Source organism: Rhodococcus sp. WY5 (assembly GCF_018588185.1).
GTDB classification, from domain to species: domain Bacteria; phylum Actinomycetota; class Actinomycetes; order Mycobacteriales; family Mycobacteriaceae; genus Rhodococcus_F; species Rhodococcus_F qingshengii.
The window spans coordinates 1,762,855-1,778,807 of the sequence record NZ_JAAMPR010000001.1 but is presented as its reverse complement, the minus strand read 5'-3'; the positions used below and the strand labels follow the sequence as shown (position 1 = coordinate 1,778,807).

Here is a 15,953-nt window from a genome sequence, read left to right as displayed (position 1 = left end):
AATTCTCCAGACAGATAGTGGGTGAGTTTCAGGACGAGATCGGGAGGTCGACCAACTCGGCGAGGCGTGCCCGATGCTGATACGCGGTTCCCAGCGACAGCTGATCGCTCTTCGCCCGTTTGAGGTACAGGTGCGCCGGATACTCCCACGTCATTCCGATACCACCATGAAGTTGGACGCACTCCTCCGCAGCATGAACCGCGACGCCGCTGCAGAATGCCTGGGCCACCGTCGCTGCGATCGCCGCATCGGCGTCGCCGCGTGCATAGGTGTCCGCCGCATATCGTGCTGCCGCTCCCGAAGAGCTGACTTCGAGCCAGAGATCGGCGAGGCGGTGCTTGATCGCCTGGTACGAACCGATCGCCCGGCCGAACTGCTTGCGCTCCTTCACATACGCGAGAGTCGTTTCGAGGCACCACTGAGCTACAGCGAACTGCTCGGACGCCAGAAGTGCGCTTCCGCAGAGCAACGCTTCCTCAACCGCTTGCGCCGCATTGCCGCTGTCGACCTGCACCGACGACGACCCCGAGAACTCGACGTCCGCCAATCGGCGCGTCATGTCCAGGGACAGAACCGGCGTGACAGTAACGTCGGCGATCCGAACGGTGTGCAGCTCAAGGCCGCTCTCACCGGCAACCGGAACAACAAGAACATCGGACTCGGCGACGCCGGCAACCGTCGTGACGCTGCCGACGAGTCCACTCGCCGTTACCTTGACAGTAGGTGTGAAAGTGCCTGGTGCAGTGGATAACGGGACGACTAGAGCAGCCGTCGAATCCCCCGCTGCCAATTGACCGAGCACCTCGGTCTCGCCGGCCTTCAGCAACGCCGTCGTCGCCAGCACCGCGCTGGTGAAGAACGGAACGGGAGCGACCGCACGTCCGATCTCCTCCATCACGACCGCCGCTTCACGCGTCGACGCACCTGCCCCGCCCAGTTCCTCGGGTACCAGCAGTCCCGCCAAACCGAGTTCCGACGCCAGCGACTTCCACAGCCCGGTGAAGTCGGCGGACACGTCGTCGTACGCCGTGACCACGGTGTCGGCGCCGGCCCGCTCGCTCAGCAGTCGTCTGACGCTGGCTCGCAGATCTTGTTCGGTCTCGGAGTACAGCAGATCGGCGCTCATCGGGGTAGGTCCTTCCAGGCGATGTCCTTGTCGACGCGATGCTCGGGCGGCAACCCGAGTACACGTTCTGCGATGACGTTGCGCAGGATCTCCGACGTTCCGCCCTCGATCGAATTGCCCTTGGCTCGCAGGTACCGGTATCCGGGTTCACGCCCGGTGAAGTCGACGGAATCCGGTCGACGCAGTGTCCAGTCGTCGTAGCGCAGACCGGCTTCGCCGTGCAGTTCGAGGTCGAATCCAGAAATCTGCTGGGCCAAACCGGCAAACGCGAGCTTCATTCCCGAGCCTTCGGGGCCGGGCTGGCCGGCGGCGAGCTGCTGGCGCAGTCGCTCACCGGTCAGACGCGCAACTTCGGATTCGGTCCAGAGCCGCATCAACTCGTCGTGCATCGCCGGGTTACGCAGCTCGGGCTCGTCACGCCAGGCCTGAGCGACCTTTCCGATCATGCCTCCCTCACGCGGTGCGCCCGAACCGATGGCAACACGCTCGTTGTTCAGGGTGGTGGTCGCAACCTTCCACCCCTGGCCTTCGGCTCCGAGGCGATTGCCGTCCGGAATTCTGACGTCCGTGAGGAATACCTCGTTGAATTCGGCCTCGCCGGTGATCTGACGCAGCGGCCGGACATCGACGCCCGGGTCGGTCATGTCGCAGATGAAGTAGCTCAGACCCGCATGCTTGGAGCGCGACGGATCGGTCCTGGCCACGAGAATCGCCAGCTGCGCATTCTGCGCGCCCGACGTCCATACCTTCTGCCCGTTGACTATCCAGTCGTCGCCGTCGCGGACGGCGCGGGTAGCGACGGCCGCGAGGTCCGAACCTGCGCCCGGTTCACTGAACAGCTGGCAGTAGACCGTCTCCGCAGTCCACAACGGGCGCAGGAACTTCTGCTTCTGCTCCTCGGTGCCGAAGGCAGCGATGGTCGGTGCCGCCATGCCCAGTCCGATCCCGTTCTTGCCGGTGGCCGGGCCCGGTGCGCCGGCGGCCTCCAGCTGAGCGTTCACCTGACGCTGAAAGCTCTGCGGTACACCGAGTCCCCCATGACCTTCGGGGAAATGAACCCACGCCAGTCCGGCGTCGAATCGTGCGCCGAGGAAGTCCGATACCGACACGCTGTTCGGATCGTTCTCCGCGAGAAGCGTGTTCACCTTCTCGGTGAGATCACGCGATACTGCCTCTTCGTCGAAAGCCATGCCCATTCCTTCGGTTCGAGCGGTGAGCGGACGGTCAGTCCTTCGGTCCACCGGCGACGTAGACGACCTGACCGGAAACAAAGCCTGCGCCTTCGCTGACAAAGAACGACGCGGTGTGCGCGATGTCCTCGGGCTGTCCGACGCGATTGACCGGAATCTGCGAAGCGGCAGCGGTCTTGAAGTCCTCGAAGCCGACGCCCATGCGCTCGGCCGTTGCGGCGGTCATCTCGGTTTCGATGAATCCGGGGGCAATAGCGTTCGCGGTCACGCCGAACTTGCCCAGCTCGAAGGCCAATGTCTTGGTGAAGCCCTGCATTCCGGCCTTCGCAGCGGAGTAGTTGACCTGTCCGCGGTTGCCGAGAGCCGACGTGCTCGAGAGGTTCACGATGCGGCCGAACTTCGCTTCCACCATGTACTTCTGCACCGCACGCGACATGAGGAACGCTCCGCGCAGGTGGACGTTCATCACCGAATCCCACTCGGCAACACTCATCTTGAACAGAAGGTTGTCGCGAGTGATACCGGCATTGTTGATCAGCACGGTAGGTGCACCCAGGTCTGCGGCCACACGATCCACCGCTGCGGCGACCGAAGCCTCGTCGGAGACGTCAGCGCCGACGGCCAGCGCCTGTCCGCCTGCGGCCTTGATCGCGTCGACGGTTCCGGCACACGCCGCTTCGTCGAGGTCGAGCACGGCGACGGCAAAACCGTCTTCCGACAGTCGCTTCGCTACTGCCGCACCGATTCCGCGTGCTGCACCCGTGACAATTGCGGTTCTACGTTCCTGGCTCACTGGCCCTCCATACTTTCGTGATTCGACGGACACCGGACGATCTCGTCAGATCCCGGCCTGATCTGCAATTTCCCTGGCTTTGGCGACCAAGGCGTCAATACGTTCCACGGTGGGAGTTCCGCTCTCGGCGGCATTCTGCGGTTCGTCGCGGGCGCGACGCATCACGCCCTCGGCGATCACGGCAATCTTCCACAGTCCCAACGTGTGCCAGAACTTCAGCGCAGCAGGATCCCGTCCGGTGGCCTCGAGATAGATCCGGGAGATCTCCTCTCGCGAGGGGAATCCCGGGAGTGCCGACGCCGGGAAATCGCCGCCGGTATTCTCACCAGCCGCCGGCCAGTACGCCAACAAGCTTCCGACGTCCGCCAACGGATCACCGAGTGTGCACAGTTCCCAGTCGAGGGCCGCGACAACTTCGCCGTTGCTCGCCGAGGTGATCACATTGCGTAGGTGAAAGTCGCCGTGCACCAACGTGGTTTCAGTGTGATCCGGCTGGGCTGCAATCAGGCGTCGGGTGAGATCGTCGAGATCAGGGCATTCCCGCGTCTTCGACTGTTCCCACTGACCACCCCACCGCTTCAGCTGCCGCGCGGCGTAGGGCTTGTGACTTGCCAAGTCGTCGAGACCTGCCTGCTCGAGGTCGACGGCGTGTATCTTCGCCAGCGTCTGAGCGAGCGAGATTCCGATTGCCCGGCGACGATCTTCCGACAACGCCTCCGCAAGAGGCATTCGGTCCACCACTTCGCCGTCCACGAATTCCATGAGGAGCAGCGGAACTTCGGTGACGGCAGGATCCTCGGTCAACCCGAATACTCGCGGCGATGGCACGTCGGTGGATTCGAGAGCGCTCAGGATTCGAGCCTCACGCGCCACGTCGTGAGCCGAGGCCAGCAGATGCCCCAGCGGTGGGCGTCGTAGCACCCAGCGATTGCCGTCCTGATCGCGAACCAGGTACGTGAGATTCGATTGCCCCAAGCCGATTCGATCGAAGGACAACGGCCCGGAAAAGTCGATCCCCAGGCCTGCGATCCACCCGGTGACCGCTTCGGTATCGAGTCCCACTACTCCGACGCTAGCCACCGACGGACGCTCCCTGCCGGAACGGGAGTGCGTCACCCAACAACTGGCCACCGTCGATGGTCATGACCTCGCCGGTGATCCACTGGGCTGCATCCGAAACCAGGAAGGCAATGGCAGTGGCCACGTCCTCGGGTTCACCGATGCGGCCGAGAGCAGTCGACGCGGACACCGCTTCTTCGTGTTCTTTCCACAGAGCTTCGGCGAGTTTGGTTCTCACCACTCCCGGCGCAACGGCGTTGACACGAATCTTCGGTGACAACTCGAGCGCCAACTGCTTGGTGATGTGGATCAGAGCAGCCTTCGACGCGTTGTACGTACCGATTCCCGCCTCGAACGCCATGCCGCCGATCGAAGCGGTGTTGACCACGGAACCACCGTGCTCGCCCATCCAGGCCCGCGCTGCGAGGCCGGTCCACAGGACTGGAGCCCACACGTTGACGTCGAAAGTCTTGGCGAAGCGCGAGTGATCCTGGTTGATGATCGGCCCGAACGACGGGTTGGTGCCCGCGTTGTTCACCAAGATGTCGAGACTGCCGAAACGCTCGATCGTCTGCTCGACGCACTTGCGTGCAGCATCCTCGTCCGTCGCGTGAGCGCCGACGCCGATCGCGTTGCCGTTCACCTGCGCGGCAGCCGCATCTGCGGATTCCTGTGAGCGCGAAGTCAGTACGACGTTTCCGCCCGCCGCCGCAATCGCCTGCGCGGTCGCGAGGCCGATGCCCCGCGATGCTCCTGTGACGATTGCCGTCTTACCAGTGAGATCCAGTCCTGCCATGTCAGTTCGCCTTGACTTCGCGGTACTTGCGCAGTTCCTGCTTGGCGATGGCGCGCTTGTGCACCTCGTCCGGGCCGTCGGCCAGGCGAAGGGTGCGCATGTGGGCGTAAGCCATCGCGAGCGGGAAGTCGTCGGTGACGCCGCCACCGCCGTGAACCTGGATGGCGCGGTCGATGATCTTGAGCGCGATGTTCGGTGCCGCAACCTTGATGGCTGCGATCTCGGTGCGCGCTTCCTTGTTGCCCACCGTGTCCATCATGTGTGCGGCCTTGAGTGTGAGGAGTCGAACCATCTCGATGTCGATACGAGCCTCGGCGATCCAGTCCTGGATATTCGCGTTGTCACTGACGGGCTTCCCGAAGGTGATGCGGGTGGATGCCCGCTTGCACATCAGTTCCAGTGCGCGCTCGGCCATTCCGATTGCACGCATGCAGTGGTGGATGCGGCCGGGGCCGAGGCGGGCCTGGCTGATCGCGAATCCTTCACCCTCACCGGCGAGAATGTCCTTGGCCGGGACGCGCACGTCCTCGAAAGTGATCTCGCCGTGTCCTTCGCGGTCCTGGTAGCCGAAAACCGGCAGGTTGCGCAGGATCGTGACGCCGGGAGCATCGATCGGCACGACCATCATCGACTGCTGACGGTGGGTGGCGGCATTGAAGTCGGTCTTACCCATGACGATCAGAACCTTGCAGTTCTGGTGCAAGGCGTTGGAAGCGAACCACTTACGGCCGTTCAGCACGTACTCGTCGCCGTCACGGTCCATACGGAGCTGGATGTTGGTGGCGTCGGAGCTGGCAACCTCGGGCTCGGTCATCGCGAAAGCGGAACGAATTTCGCCTTCGAGAAGCGGCTTGAGGTACTTCTCCTTGTGCTCGTCGGTGCCGAAGAGCGTGAGCACCTCCATGTTTCCCGTGTCCGGAGCGGCGCAGTTGGTGGCCTCGGAGGCCAGGTGGCTGCGGCCCATGATCTCCGCGAGCGGTGCGTATTCCAGATTGGTCAGGCCGGGGCCCCATTCGGGATGGGGATGGAAGAGGTTCCACAGCCCGCGGGCCTTGGCTTCCTTCTTCAAGTCGTCGATGATCGGCGGCTGAAAGTGCGGGTTACCGGACTCACGCATCTGCTCTTCGTAGACCGCTTCGGCCGGGTAAACGTGCTTGTCCATGAAATCGAGCAGTTCGGCCTGGTACTTCTTGGTGCGATCCGAGAACTCAAACACTGACATGTGAACTCCTGACAGAGAGGGAAGGAAAATTGGGGGCTCGATGTTCGAGATGGCTGTTGACACCCTCGACGACATCCGGGCCGTGAAATGCGTTCAGCATCAGCGATTCCGCACGCCTGGCGGAATCGGTGAAGGTCGAGTGCGCGTCGGCACTCATCTGAGATTTGATGACGGAGAGGGACGTCGGCGAGCAGTTCGCCGCGATGTCCTCGGCGTAAGCAATCGCCGCATCCAGAACGTCACCGCCGGTGACCAGGTGGTCGACCAGACCGATGCGGTACGCCTCGTCGGCGTCCACCATCCGGCTGGAAAGCAGAAGATCGACTGCTCGACTGTGCCCGACCAAGCGGGGCAACATCCAGGAGATGCCGTACTCCGCAATCAGGCCTCGACGCGCGAACGCGGTAGTGAATCGTGTTGCGCTCGAACCGAAACGAACGTCGCAGTACAGAGCCTCGACCATTCCGAGCCCGGCAGCGACGCCGTTGACGGCGGCGATCAGCGGCTTGCGGATGGTGGTCGGGAAATGACGGTCTCGCGGCCGGACAAGATCACTTTCGGAGACTTCGCCGACGTTCTTCAAATTGCCGAGGTCAGCCCCCGAGCAGAATCCTCGGCCGGAGCCGGTGACAACAATTGCTCGGACACTAGGATCTTCGTCTGCCACGGCCAGAAAGTCGTAGTACTGATCTTCGAGCTCGTTGGTCCACGCGTTGAGAACGCGGGGCCGATTGAATGTCAGAACCAGCACCGCTCCTCTCTGCTCGGAGAGGACGAGTTCCTCGGTCATCGTGTTCCCGCGAGGAGCGACGCCTGGTACCGGCGCATCCCGCGCAGCCAACGGTCGTAGTCGGCGCCCTTCTGCCGGTACATGTCCAGCACGTTCTTGTGCGGAAGGATGAGAAATTCTTCGGCATCCACTGCCGCAAGAACGATTTCGGCGCATTCGGCAGGCTCGAGAACATTGCCTGCCGCAAGCACGGCTCCGGTTGCGGCCTTGCCGACCGGATCGCCGGAGTTCTCACCTTCGTAGAGAAGCTTGGTGTTGACGCCCATCGGGCACAGGCAACTGACGCGTACGCCCTGATCTCCGTAGGTGATCGAGAGCCACTCGGCAAACGCGACCGCGGCATGTTTGGTCACCGAGTACGCGGCGGACCCGACCTGACTGAGCAAGCCGGCCGCAGAGGCCGTGCTGATGAAGTAGCCCTCCCCGCGCTCCGTCCAGCCGGGGACGAGGAGCCTGGCAGCGCGAATGTGGGCGCGAACGTTGACGTCGATCGTCGTGTCCCAGACGTCTTCACTGATGTCGAGGCCCATGCCACCGGTAACGCCGGCATTGGCGAAGTAGAGGTCGACCGGGCCGAATTCCTTTTCCGCCTGCGCGATCAGACCCGCAATGACCGTCTCGTCGGAGACGTCGCCACCGGCAGACACGGCCGCTCCGGGACGCTCCGCGTTGATCGCCTCTGCTACTGCCGAAGCTGCTGCCCCGTCCAGGTCAGCCACTACGACGCGAGCACCCTCGGCAGCCAGCCGCTCGGCCAGTGCACCGCCGATTCCCCCGCCGCCACCGGTGACAATTGCTACCTTCTGGGCAACCTTCATGAGCGATTCCTCTCGCTTGCGTCATACCTACGCGCTGACAGTGATCCACGTCTCCCCTCATGTATAGTTGAATCCGGCGTCAGTTTCAACCGTCGAATCGCGACGGTCACCCGAACGGCCCGTTCCGTCCTCCTGAACTGCGAGTAAAGGGATAACGATGACTGAAAACCAATTGCCCGTCCGCCCGTCCACCTTCGCCGAGCTCGAGAAGCTCATCGGCCAGGAACTTGGCCCGACGGAGTGGTACGACATCACCCAGGAGCGCATCAACGCGTTCGCCGAAGCCACAAACGATCATCAGTGGATTCATGTCGACCCGGAACGAGCCGCATCGAGCCCGCTCGGCAGCACGATCGCGCACGGACTCTTCAGCCTCTCGCTGGGCCCCCAGTTCTCCTACCAACTCATCCACTTCGACGGCTTCGCCCACAGCCTCAATTACGGCTACGACAAGGTTCGCTTCCCCGCTCCCGTTCCCGTGGGATCCCGGGTCCGCATGCGCGCAACCGTCGTGTCCGCGGAGCAGTTGCCCGGCGGAATCCAAGTGAAGATGAGCCAGGTGGTCGAGCGCGAGGGTTCCGACAAGCCCGTCGTGGTCGCCGAATCCGTCGCTCGCGTCGTCGAAAAGAGCTGAACCGAAAAGAGCTGAACCGAGACTGGGACGCCCGGCCGCTCGAACATCGATGCAGCCGGGGCGGCCCACCTCGTCAGAGACGGTCGGGGAACTTCAGAGCGTTCGCCCACAGATCGGTCACAGTGGCGACAATCTGATCGAACTCCGGTGAACGCCCGTCCACCTCACCCTCACGAAGGGTGAACAGACTGTAGGCGAGTCGACTCACCATGCCGGACAGAGCAATCGACGCCGTCATCGGATCCAGCGTCGTGTCCGCGATGCCGCGGGACTGCAGATCTGCAATCCCGCGGGCATTACGGCGTATGAACGCATTGGCACGCTCGCTGCGGAACTTCCGGAACTCCGGGTCGATGTGAGCTACCTGCTCCATGAGCCCCATCAACTTCGCATTGCGTTGATACGCGGCCAGATACGCTCGATTACTTGCCTCGAGCACGGCGTACGGATCGTCCGCGCTCGCAACGCGTCCCATGCCCGGGTGCATCATGTCGTCTCGCGCGACCTCGAGGACGGCGGCGAACACCTCTTCCTTGTTCGCGAAGTACGTGTAGAACGATCCCGTCGCGCAACCGGCTTCTTTTGCGATGTCGATCAAACGTGCATCGAGATAGCCACTGCGCTCGAAAACCTTACGGGCAGCAGCAACCAATGCCGCACGCGTGCGTGTCCCCCGCTCGGTGGTCGGTCGATCCCGGAGCAGCGCGGGCGGAGCCACCGGTAAGGCGGCAATTCGCGATTCGTCGTCGAGCACGGTGCGCTCCTCATCCTTCCGATCAACATCATTTTCGGGACAATCCCAGCAGACTCGATGTTGACGCCGGATTCAAGTGTACGCTCTGGTGAGACCCAGGACACACAATCGGTCGATTCCTCCCGAAAGGCAGAACCATGGTTAGCGTTCTCGACCCGGTGACCCGTCACGCGGAAGCCACTCCGGAAAATATTGCAATTCGCGGCACGGATAATCATTGGACATACCGACAGCTCCACGACGCGTCTCTGGCGTTTGCCGGCCGCATTCGCGACGAAGGGTTGAGCATCGGCGACCGGGTTCTGCTCGCGGCGCCGTCGGTGCCTGAATTCATCGTGGCGTACATGGGGATTCAGGCTGCAGGTTGTGTCGTGGTGCCCATCAACACGATGTCGGCGCAACCCGAAGTCGAGTACGTACTGGACGACGCCGAGATTTCGCTGGCGATCGCCTGGCACCAGCTCGGTCCCGCAGTTCAGGATGCAGGGAGTGCGCGCGGCGTCCCGGTGTGGACGCTCACCGAAGAATCGGCGAAGGCCGACCATCCACCGGCAACGGTGGTCGACCGCGACACAGCGGACACCACGGCGATTCTCTACACCTCCGGTACCACCGGACGTCCGAAGGGCGCTCAGCTGACAGTCGGGAATCTGTTGTCTGCCGGTGAGATCGGCGCCGAGAGCAGCCGCGGAAATCCCTCGGACCGCACCGGTACCGGACTGCCGCTCTTTCACATCTTCGGCCAGGGTTCGGTCATGATGGCAACCTTCACCGGCGGCGGATCACTGTCCCTGCTCGCCCGGTTCGACCCGGCCGCCATGCTCGACCTGGTGCGTCGGGACAAGCTCACCATCACGGCGGGCGTCCCCACCATGTGGAATGCCATGCTGCACGCCGCAGCCGACGTGGACAGCTCCGACTTCGAACAACTGCGGATCGCAATCTCCGGTGGCGCATCACTTCCCGGTGAAGTCGCTCGCGCCTTCGAAGCACGGTTCAACTGCACAATCCTCGAGGGCTACGGCCTGACCGAGACGAGCGCATTCGGAACTTTCAACAGCATCGACCGCGTCGCAAAGATCGGATACACCGGCCGCGCCGTACCGCGCACCGAGGTCGAGGTCCGTGATCACGACGGAAATGTCTGCCAGGCAGGCACAGTGGGCGAGGTATTCATCAAAGGACCGACGGTCATGAAGGGCTACTGGAAGCGCCCGGCCGACACGGCCGCCGTCCTGTCCGACGACGGATGGTTCCGCACCGGAGACCTCGGCGAGACCGACGCCGACGGTGACCTTCGCATCGTCGACCGCGTCAAGGACCTCATCATCCGCGGTGGATACAACGTCTATCCAGGCGAGGTCGAAGAGGTGCTCTACCAGCACCCCGACATCATCGAGGCCGCGGTGATCGGTATACCCGACGACTACTACGGCGAGGAGGTTGCGGCGGTGGTGGCCGTGCGCCCAGGCTCCGACCTCGAAGCAGATGACGTCACCTCGTGGGCTCGGGAACGTCTGTCCGCCTACAAGATTCCGCGGGTGGTCCAGTTCATCGACGCGCTCCCGAAGGGTTCGACGGGAAAGATCCTCAAGCGATCGATCGACCGCACCGAACTCCTCGCCCAGAAGCAGAACTGAAAACACAGGTGAACCCCGGCGAGATTTCGCCGGGGTTCACCTGTCCATGCGCTCAGAGTGCCCTGTCCATACGCTCAGAGTGCGTCGAAGTACTCGATCTGCGGGGCGCCTGCGAGGAAGGGCGCCATCGCCTTTCCCGCGGCCTGGAAATGCTCGGACGATCCATGGGCCTTGATCGCAGCACTGTCTTGATACAGCTCCATGAACTTGTACGAATTCGTATCCGTCTTCGAGCGGATCAGTTGATACAGAACCGTTCCGGGCTCTTCCGTGCGCACCTTCTCGGCAAGTTCGGCGACTACGGCTTCGAACTGTTCGCCGCTTCCGTCTTTGACAGTGATATCCGCGATGACAGCAATCATTCATTCCTCCAAAAGTGTTCCAGCAGTATTCGAGTGTTACCGAGAACCTACAGTTTCACTGCATGGGCAGTAGTCCGAACGTCGATTCCAACTGACTGCGAGTGCTTTCCGCATCGGTGTGGAGAATGCCGGCGATCCCCAATCGTGCCGCGCCGTCGAGGTTCTGTTGCAGGTCGTCGATCATCACGGCGCCTTCGGGCGCTACACCCAGCCGCTCACACGCGATGGTGTAGATCTGACGAGAGGGCTTACGAATCCCGACTTCCGAGGAGATCACCACTTCGTCGGCGAGGTCCTCGAGCACAAAACCCGCGTAGCAATCACGCCCGAAAGCATTGGACACGAGCGCAACAGGGTGACCCGCCGCTCGGACGTCCGCAATCAGTCGCACCATCTCTTCGTCTCGGACAAGCCCGGCCTGCATACGGTCGACCAATCCTTCGCTGTCCACGACGGCGCCGTGCGCTCGTAGCCGTTCCCCGAATCCTGCTTCGAAGGCCTCCTGGTCGATCTTTCCGGATTCGTGATCGGAGAGCAGTTTTTTCGAGACGTCGTCGCGGGAGAGCAGGGTCAACGGAAGTCGTGGGTCGCCGCCAAGCGAGGCCCCGAAATCTTCGAAGGCCCGCAGCACACTGGAGGTGAGAACTCCACCGAAATCGACGAGCACTGCCGTACGCGTGGGTGTCATTGCTCCATCAGACACCAAACATGAACCCGGCGTCAACATCAATTTCGGCGTAGCGAGAATTGCAAAGTGTTGATCCACAACCGGTTGACGGTATCGAGCAGACCGTCGAAGGTCACTCCGGCGGCGCCGTCCTCGCCGCCGCGGGATACGAAGTACCCGAACGCAAGTCGACTGATCATCCCGGAGAGTGCCCGAGACGTCAGTAGCGGATCCAGATTCGCGTCCGCCAGTCCGGCCTTCTGCAGCTTCTCGATACTGCGCGCGTTGCGTCGAACAAACGCGTCAGCACGCTCGAGGCGGAGAACCCTGAACTCCGGATCGATGCTTGCTACCTGCTCGAGCAGTCCCATCAGCTTCGCGTTCCGTCGGTACGCCTCGAGGTACGCGCGGTTACTCGCCGCGATGACCTCAGCAGGATCCGCGCCTTTCGGAGTGTGCGGCATACCCGGATGCATCATGTCTTCGCGTGCCAACTCCATCACTGCCGCGAAGATCTCTTCTTTGCTCGCGAAGTAGGTGTAGAAGGTACCGGCCGAGCACTGCGCCTCCACAGTGATGTCGATCAGCCGCGAGTCCAGATAGCCGGACCGTTCGAAAACGGTGCGGGCCGCATCGATCAACGCTCGCCGCGTACGCAAACCACGCTGAGTGGAGGGGAGTTCCCGTGACACTGTCGACGAAGCATCTTCGGAGCCTGTGCGTGCTGCAGCCATGCTCCAGTTATACGTCAGACGCCCGCTACCGGTGACCGATAGCGGGCGTCTGCTCGAAACCGAAAGAGTTACTTGGCGTACAGGTGCGCGCCCGGAATTGCGTTCGGATCATCCCGAACTTCCTTCGGGTTGGTCTCTTTCAGCACCCAGGCACTGAAGAAGGTCACCAGACCCATGAGGGCTACGAACACGGCAACCCATGTAGTGGTCCCGGTCTTCGCGATGAGTGCCGTCATGATGAACGGAGTACCACCGCTGACCGTGATCGCCGCCAGCTGGTACGCCAACGATGCTGCCGAGTAACGCACGTTGGGCGCGAACAGCTCACCCATGTACGCAGCGATCGGCCCGTAGGTCATCGACTGGAACACGCTGCCGACTGTCACCGCGATGAAGAACAGCGGCAGGGACTTGGTGTTGATCAACCAGAAGTACGGGAATGCCCAGACCACGATCGCCGCGGCGCCGATCAGGATCATCGGACGACGACCGATCTTGTCGGACATCTTCCCGGACCACAGCACCACGCCGACTGTCAGCAACGCGCTCAGGAGCGAGATGATGAGCAGTGAGTTCCGCTTCAACCCCAGTTCGGTTGTGCCGTAGCTGAGCACGCCGGCGATGCTGATGTAGAACAGTGCATTGGTGGCGGCCAGAAGTCCGCAACCGAGCAGAATCTTGCGCCAGTGATCCTTGAGCGCCTGCGCCAGTGGAGCCTGAACGACGACGTCCTTTTGGTTCTTCTTGGCGTCTTCCTGCAACTCGAGGAATTCCGGCGTGTCCTCGACCTTCGTCTGGATGTACAGAACCACAGGGAAGAGCAGCGCGCTGGCGAAGAACGGAACTCGCCAACCCCAGCTCAGGAATGCATCATTGGAAATGGTCGCGGTCGCGACGAGGAAGACCAGGTTGCCCAGCACTACACCGAACGAGACACCCATCTGACCGAAAGTGCCTGAGAATCCGCGCTTCTTGGGACTCGCGGATTCGGTGAGGAGAAGGACGATTCCGCCCCACTGGCCACCGCAGGCGAGACCTTGGATGAATCGCAGTGTCACCAGAAGAATCGGAGCGACGACGCCGATTGCCGACGCACTCGGGATCGCGCCGATCAGGAACGTCGCGACGGCCATCAGCAACAGGCAGGTGACGACAGCGGGCTTACGCCCATACTTGTCGCCGAAGTGTCCGGCGACCAAACCGCCGATGGGGCGGGCAACGAAGCCGGCCCAGAACGTACTGAACGAGAGCAATGTGCCCATCAGTGCGGATGAATCGGGGAAGAACACATGCGGAAAGACCAGTGCCGCAGCCGTTCCGTACAAGAAGAAGTCGTACCACTCGATGGAACTGCCGAGCAGTCCCGCGCCTAGAAGTTTGCGGTGCGCTTTCTTCTTCTTCCGTTCCTGATCGGACAGGCCCCCTGCCTGCGTGTTCGAATCCACTGCCGATCTCGTCATGGGTTACTCCTCGATGGGTCGGACGCTCGTCGCGCCGGGAGTTGAGAAGCGGAACCGGGCCAGAAGTAGAAACTGACACCAACTTCAACTCTGTGGCGTTGCGATCAGTCTGCGATACAAAAAGAGTGATGTCAATCACTGAAATACATTGCCGCATAGGGGACTAAACCCCCTACCGATGCTCGTCAGCCACCACGACGAATGGCCGGCTCACCTTGTCGGCGGCCGGCAATTCGTTTGTCAGGTAGATCTAGTTCGGTACCCGCAGTTCACGACGAAGAATCTTGCCGCTCACTGTTTTCGGCAGGTCGTTCATTACCTCGACGATGCGTGGATACTTGTATGCTGCAAGCCTTTCCTTGCAGAACTCGACCAGATCCTCGGTGGTCGCCTCGAAACCATCCTTGAAAGACACGAAGGCCTTCACGGTTTCGCCCCGATACGGATCCATGACACCGACGACGGCAGCTTCTCGTACGGCGGGGTGTTCGTAGAGAACATCTTCCACTTCGCGTGGCCACACTTTGAAGCCCGACGCATTTATCTGATCCTTCATCCGGTCGACGATGTAGAACCAACCGTCGCCGTCCATGAATCCGATGTCGCCGGTGTGAAAACGCCCGTCCGGCATGGCATGCGCGGTTTCGGCTGGCTTGTTCCAGTAACCGAGTGCAACCTGAGGCCCGGAGACCACGATCTCGCCGTACTCCCCGACCTGTACCGGCTTGTCGTTCTCGTCCACCACCTCGGCGTACGTATTCGATACCGGTACGCCGACAGCAACGGCCCCCGACGCCGGATCTACCGGCGCTTCACGCGAATTCGGCACCACGATTGCCGGGCTGTTCGTCTCGGTCAGCCCGTAGCCGTTGTGAATGTAGTGACCGAACTTCGACCGGAACGCTTCCAACGCCGCGTGCGGGATCGGCGCGCCACCTGAATACACCGACTCGAGAGAGCTCAAAGATTCCTTCGAGACTGCGGCGCTGTCCGTCCACGCGATGAATACCGTGATCGCTCCGATGATCGCGGTAGCCCGATGCTCCGAAATCGACTCCGCTGCAACGATGGGATGGAATCGGCAGGTCAGAATCGTGGGCGCGCCGGCCAGGAGTGGAGCCGCGACGTGCCCGATCAACCCGGTGATATGGAACAGTGGCGCCACCGCGAACATCGCGCCGCCGGGGCGCAACCCCAGCCAGTCCCGATAGATCTGCGCTGCGAACACGACATTTGAGTGCGTGTTCATCGACCCCTTCGGCGGGCCGGTCGTCCCCGACGTATAAGGAAGGTAGGCAAGGTCTTCCGGGGACAGATCGACCTTCTCGGGCTTCTGTCCTCGATGAGCCTCGATCAGTTCCAGTAGGTCCGGAAATCCATCATGACGAATCCTGGACGCCGAACCGAAGATCCGTTCATCGTCGCGCGACTGAAAATCCCGTTCCGACGTAGTGATGACCCGTCGCACTTCGGTGCCCTCGGACGCAGTCGCCACGGTCTCGGCCGAGGACTCGAGACAGATGACTGCTACCGCTCCGCTGTCGGCCAGTACGGTGGACAGCTCACGGTCGCGGTACATTGGATTGACCGGAACGACGACGGCACCGAGCTTCCAGACCGCGACTGTCGCGATCACGAACTGCGGAACATTCTGCAGGACAAAGGAAACTCTGTCGCCGAACCCGATTCCGTCCACGGCGAGGGCTACCGCAAGCGCGTCCGACATCTCGTCGAGTTCGGCAAAGCTGACGGTCCTGTCGAAGTACCTGATGATCGGGGCGGTGCGATCGCGCTCCAGCGAAGCACGGAACATCGCGAGGGCGTTGGCATGCTCGATGTCCACGTTCGGCGGAGTGTCGGCGTCGTAATTGGCGAGCCAGGGCTTGCTCTCGTACACGTTGGTCATAT

Annotated in this window: 16 protein-coding genes; 2 read left to right on the top strand and 14 right to left on the bottom strand. The window is 62.1% G+C overall.

The window, feature by feature from the left end:
- Nucleotides 1-28 precede the first annotated feature (28 nt).
- Genes G4D79_RS08115 through G4D79_RS08080 form a run of 8 tightly spaced genes read right to left on the bottom strand, consistent with a single transcriptional unit; the run spans nt 29 to nt 7,794 of the window.
- Nucleotides 29-1,126 (bottom strand): acyl-CoA dehydrogenase family protein, encoded by a 1,098-nt coding sequence (locus tag G4D79_RS08115; RefSeq protein ID WP_099697138.1) that lies wholly within the window; start codon nt 1,124-1,126, stop codon nt 29-31.
- Nucleotides 1,123-2,316: an acyl-CoA dehydrogenase family protein gene (locus tag G4D79_RS08110; RefSeq protein ID WP_058038321.1), complete on the bottom strand. Its 1,194-nt coding sequence runs from the start codon at nt 2,314-2,316 to the stop codon at nt 1,123-1,125. Before G4D79_RS08110 ends, G4D79_RS08115 begins: the two co-directional genes overlap by 4 nt.
- A 34-nt stretch (nt 2,317-2,350) precedes the next feature.
- On the bottom strand, nt 2,351-3,109 hold the full coding sequence (fabG, locus tag G4D79_RS08105) for a 3-oxoacyl-ACP reductase FabG (RefSeq protein ID WP_042446291.1): 759 nt from the start codon (nt 3,107-3,109) through the stop codon (nt 2,351-2,353).
- 45 nt (nt 3,110-3,154) lie between these two features.
- Nucleotides 3,155-4,189 (bottom strand): phosphotransferase family protein, encoded by a 1,035-nt coding sequence (locus G4D79_RS08100; RefSeq protein ID WP_039973187.1) that lies wholly within the window; start codon nt 4,187-4,189, stop codon nt 3,155-3,157.
- Nucleotides 4,182-4,964 (bottom strand): SDR family oxidoreductase, encoded by a 783-nt coding sequence (locus G4D79_RS08095; RefSeq protein ID WP_099697139.1) that lies wholly within the window; start codon nt 4,962-4,964, stop codon nt 4,182-4,184. Before G4D79_RS08095 ends, G4D79_RS08100 begins: the two co-directional genes overlap by 8 nt.
- Before the next feature lies 1 nt (nt 4,965).
- On the bottom strand, nt 4,966-6,186 hold the full coding sequence (locus G4D79_RS08090) for an acyl-CoA dehydrogenase family protein (RefSeq protein WP_019745701.1): 1,221 nt from the start codon (nt 6,184-6,186) through the stop codon (nt 4,966-4,968).
- The gene (locus G4D79_RS08085) at nt 6,173-6,976 is read right to left on the bottom strand and encodes an enoyl-CoA hydratase-related protein (protein WP_030536038.1); all 804 of its coding nucleotides are present in this window, start codon (nt 6,974-6,976) and stop codon (nt 6,173-6,175) included. Before G4D79_RS08085 ends, G4D79_RS08090 begins: the two co-directional genes overlap by 14 nt.
- A complete protein-coding gene (locus tag G4D79_RS08080) occupies nt 6,973-7,794 on the bottom strand; it encodes an SDR family oxidoreductase (protein WP_003942864.1) in 822 nt (273 codons plus the stop codon). The genes G4D79_RS08085 and G4D79_RS08080 overlap by 4 nt, the downstream gene beginning before the upstream one ends.
- 157 nt (nt 7,795-7,951) lie before the next feature.
- Here G4D79_RS08080 and G4D79_RS08075 point away from each other — a divergent pair, with 157 nt between their 5' ends.
- Nucleotides 7,952-8,428, top strand: coding sequence for a MaoC family dehydratase (locus G4D79_RS08075; protein WP_003942878.1), 477 nt, complete (start codon nt 7,952-7,954; stop codon nt 8,426-8,428).
- Nucleotides 8,429-8,501: 73 nt separating this feature from the next.
- Here the strand turns inward: G4D79_RS08075 and G4D79_RS08070 are convergent, their stop codons facing one another.
- Nucleotides 8,502-9,182, bottom strand: a complete 681-nt coding sequence (locus G4D79_RS08070) for a TetR/AcrR family transcriptional regulator (RefSeq protein ID WP_007730821.1) — start codon at nt 9,180-9,182, stop codon at nt 8,502-8,504.
- A 137-nt stretch (nt 9,183-9,319) separates the two neighbouring features.
- On the opposite strand from G4D79_RS08070, the gene G4D79_RS08065 reads away from it, so the two are divergent.
- Complete coding sequence (locus G4D79_RS08065) at nt 9,320-10,822, top strand: class I adenylate-forming enzyme family protein (protein WP_214514232.1); 1,503 nt, start codon at nt 9,320-9,322, stop codon at nt 10,820-10,822.
- Between the two features lie 74 nt (nt 10,823-10,896).
- Here the strand turns inward: G4D79_RS08065 and G4D79_RS08060 are convergent, their stop codons facing one another.
- The 5 genes from G4D79_RS08060 to G4D79_RS08040 form a co-directional block, all read right to left on the bottom strand.
- A complete protein-coding gene (locus G4D79_RS08060; RefSeq protein WP_007730819.1) occupies nt 10,897-11,184 on the bottom strand; it encodes a putative quinol monooxygenase in 288 nt (95 codons plus the stop codon).
- A gap of 55 nt (nt 11,185-11,239) precedes the next feature.
- Nucleotides 11,240-11,872: an HAD family phosphatase gene (locus G4D79_RS08055; protein ID WP_042446307.1), complete on the bottom strand. Its 633-nt coding sequence runs from the start codon at nt 11,870-11,872 to the stop codon at nt 11,240-11,242.
- A 38-nt stretch (nt 11,873-11,910) separates the two neighbouring features.
- Nucleotides 11,911-12,585: a TetR/AcrR family transcriptional regulator gene (locus G4D79_RS08050; protein WP_007730817.1), complete on the bottom strand. Its 675-nt coding sequence runs from the start codon at nt 12,583-12,585 to the stop codon at nt 11,911-11,913.
- 68 nt (nt 12,586-12,653) lie between these two features.
- On the bottom strand, nt 12,654-14,045 hold the full coding sequence (locus G4D79_RS08045) for an MFS transporter (protein WP_058038323.1): 1,392 nt from the start codon (nt 14,043-14,045) through the stop codon (nt 12,654-12,656).
- A gap of 250 nt (nt 14,046-14,295) precedes the next feature.
- Nucleotides 14,296-15,951, bottom strand: a complete 1,656-nt coding sequence (locus tag G4D79_RS08040) for an AMP-binding protein (RefSeq protein ID WP_065351530.1) — start codon at nt 15,949-15,951, stop codon at nt 14,296-14,298.
- Between the last annotated feature and the right edge of the window lie 2 nt (nt 15,952-15,953).

Bases quoted from the DNA above. Each gene is read 5' to 3' on its own strand.
- G4D79_RS08050 (WP_007730817.1), bottom strand. From the start codon at position 12,585: ATGGCTGCAGCACGCACAGGCTCCGAAGATGCTTCGTCGACAGTGTCA.
- G4D79_RS08040 (WP_065351530.1), bottom strand. From the start codon at position 15,951: ATGACCAACGTGTACGAGAGCAAGCCCTGGCTCGCCAATTACGACGCC.
- G4D79_RS08095 (WP_099697139.1), bottom strand. From the start codon at position 4,964: ATGGCAGGACTGGATCTCACTGGTAAGACGGCAATCGTCACAGGAGCA.
- G4D79_RS08115 (WP_099697138.1), bottom strand. From the start codon at position 1,126: ATGAGCGCCGATCTGCTGTACTCCGAGACCGAACAAGATCTGCGAGCC.
- G4D79_RS08075 (WP_003942878.1), top strand. From the start codon at position 7,952: ATGACTGAAAACCAATTGCCCGTCCGCCCGTCCACCTTCGCCGAGCTC.
- G4D79_RS08110 (WP_058038321.1), bottom strand. From the start codon at position 2,316: ATGGCTTTCGACGAAGAGGCAGTATCGCGTGATCTCACCGAGAAGGTG.
- G4D79_RS08045 (WP_058038323.1), bottom strand. From the start codon at position 14,045: ATGACGAGATCGGCAGTGGATTCGAACACGCAGGCAGGGGGCCTGTCC.
- G4D79_RS08085 (WP_030536038.1), bottom strand. From the start codon at position 6,976: ATGACCGAGGAACTCGTCCTCTCCGAGCAGAGAGGAGCGGTGCTGGTT.
- G4D79_RS08055 (WP_042446307.1), bottom strand. From the start codon at position 11,872: ATGACACCCACGCGTACGGCAGTGCTCGTCGATTTCGGTGGAGTTCTC.
- G4D79_RS08080 (WP_003942864.1), bottom strand. From the start codon at position 7,794: ATGAAGGTTGCCCAGAAGGTAGCAATTGTCACCGGTGGCGGCGGGGGA.
- G4D79_RS08065 (WP_214514232.1), top strand. From the start codon at position 9,320: ATGGTTAGCGTTCTCGACCCGGTGACCCGTCACGCGGAAGCCACTCCG.
- G4D79_RS08060 (WP_007730819.1), bottom strand. From the start codon at position 11,184: ATGATTGCTGTCATCGCGGATATCACTGTCAAAGACGGAAGCGGCGAA.
- G4D79_RS08090 (WP_019745701.1), bottom strand. From the start codon at position 6,186: ATGTCAGTGTTTGAGTTCTCGGATCGCACCAAGAAGTACCAGGCCGAA.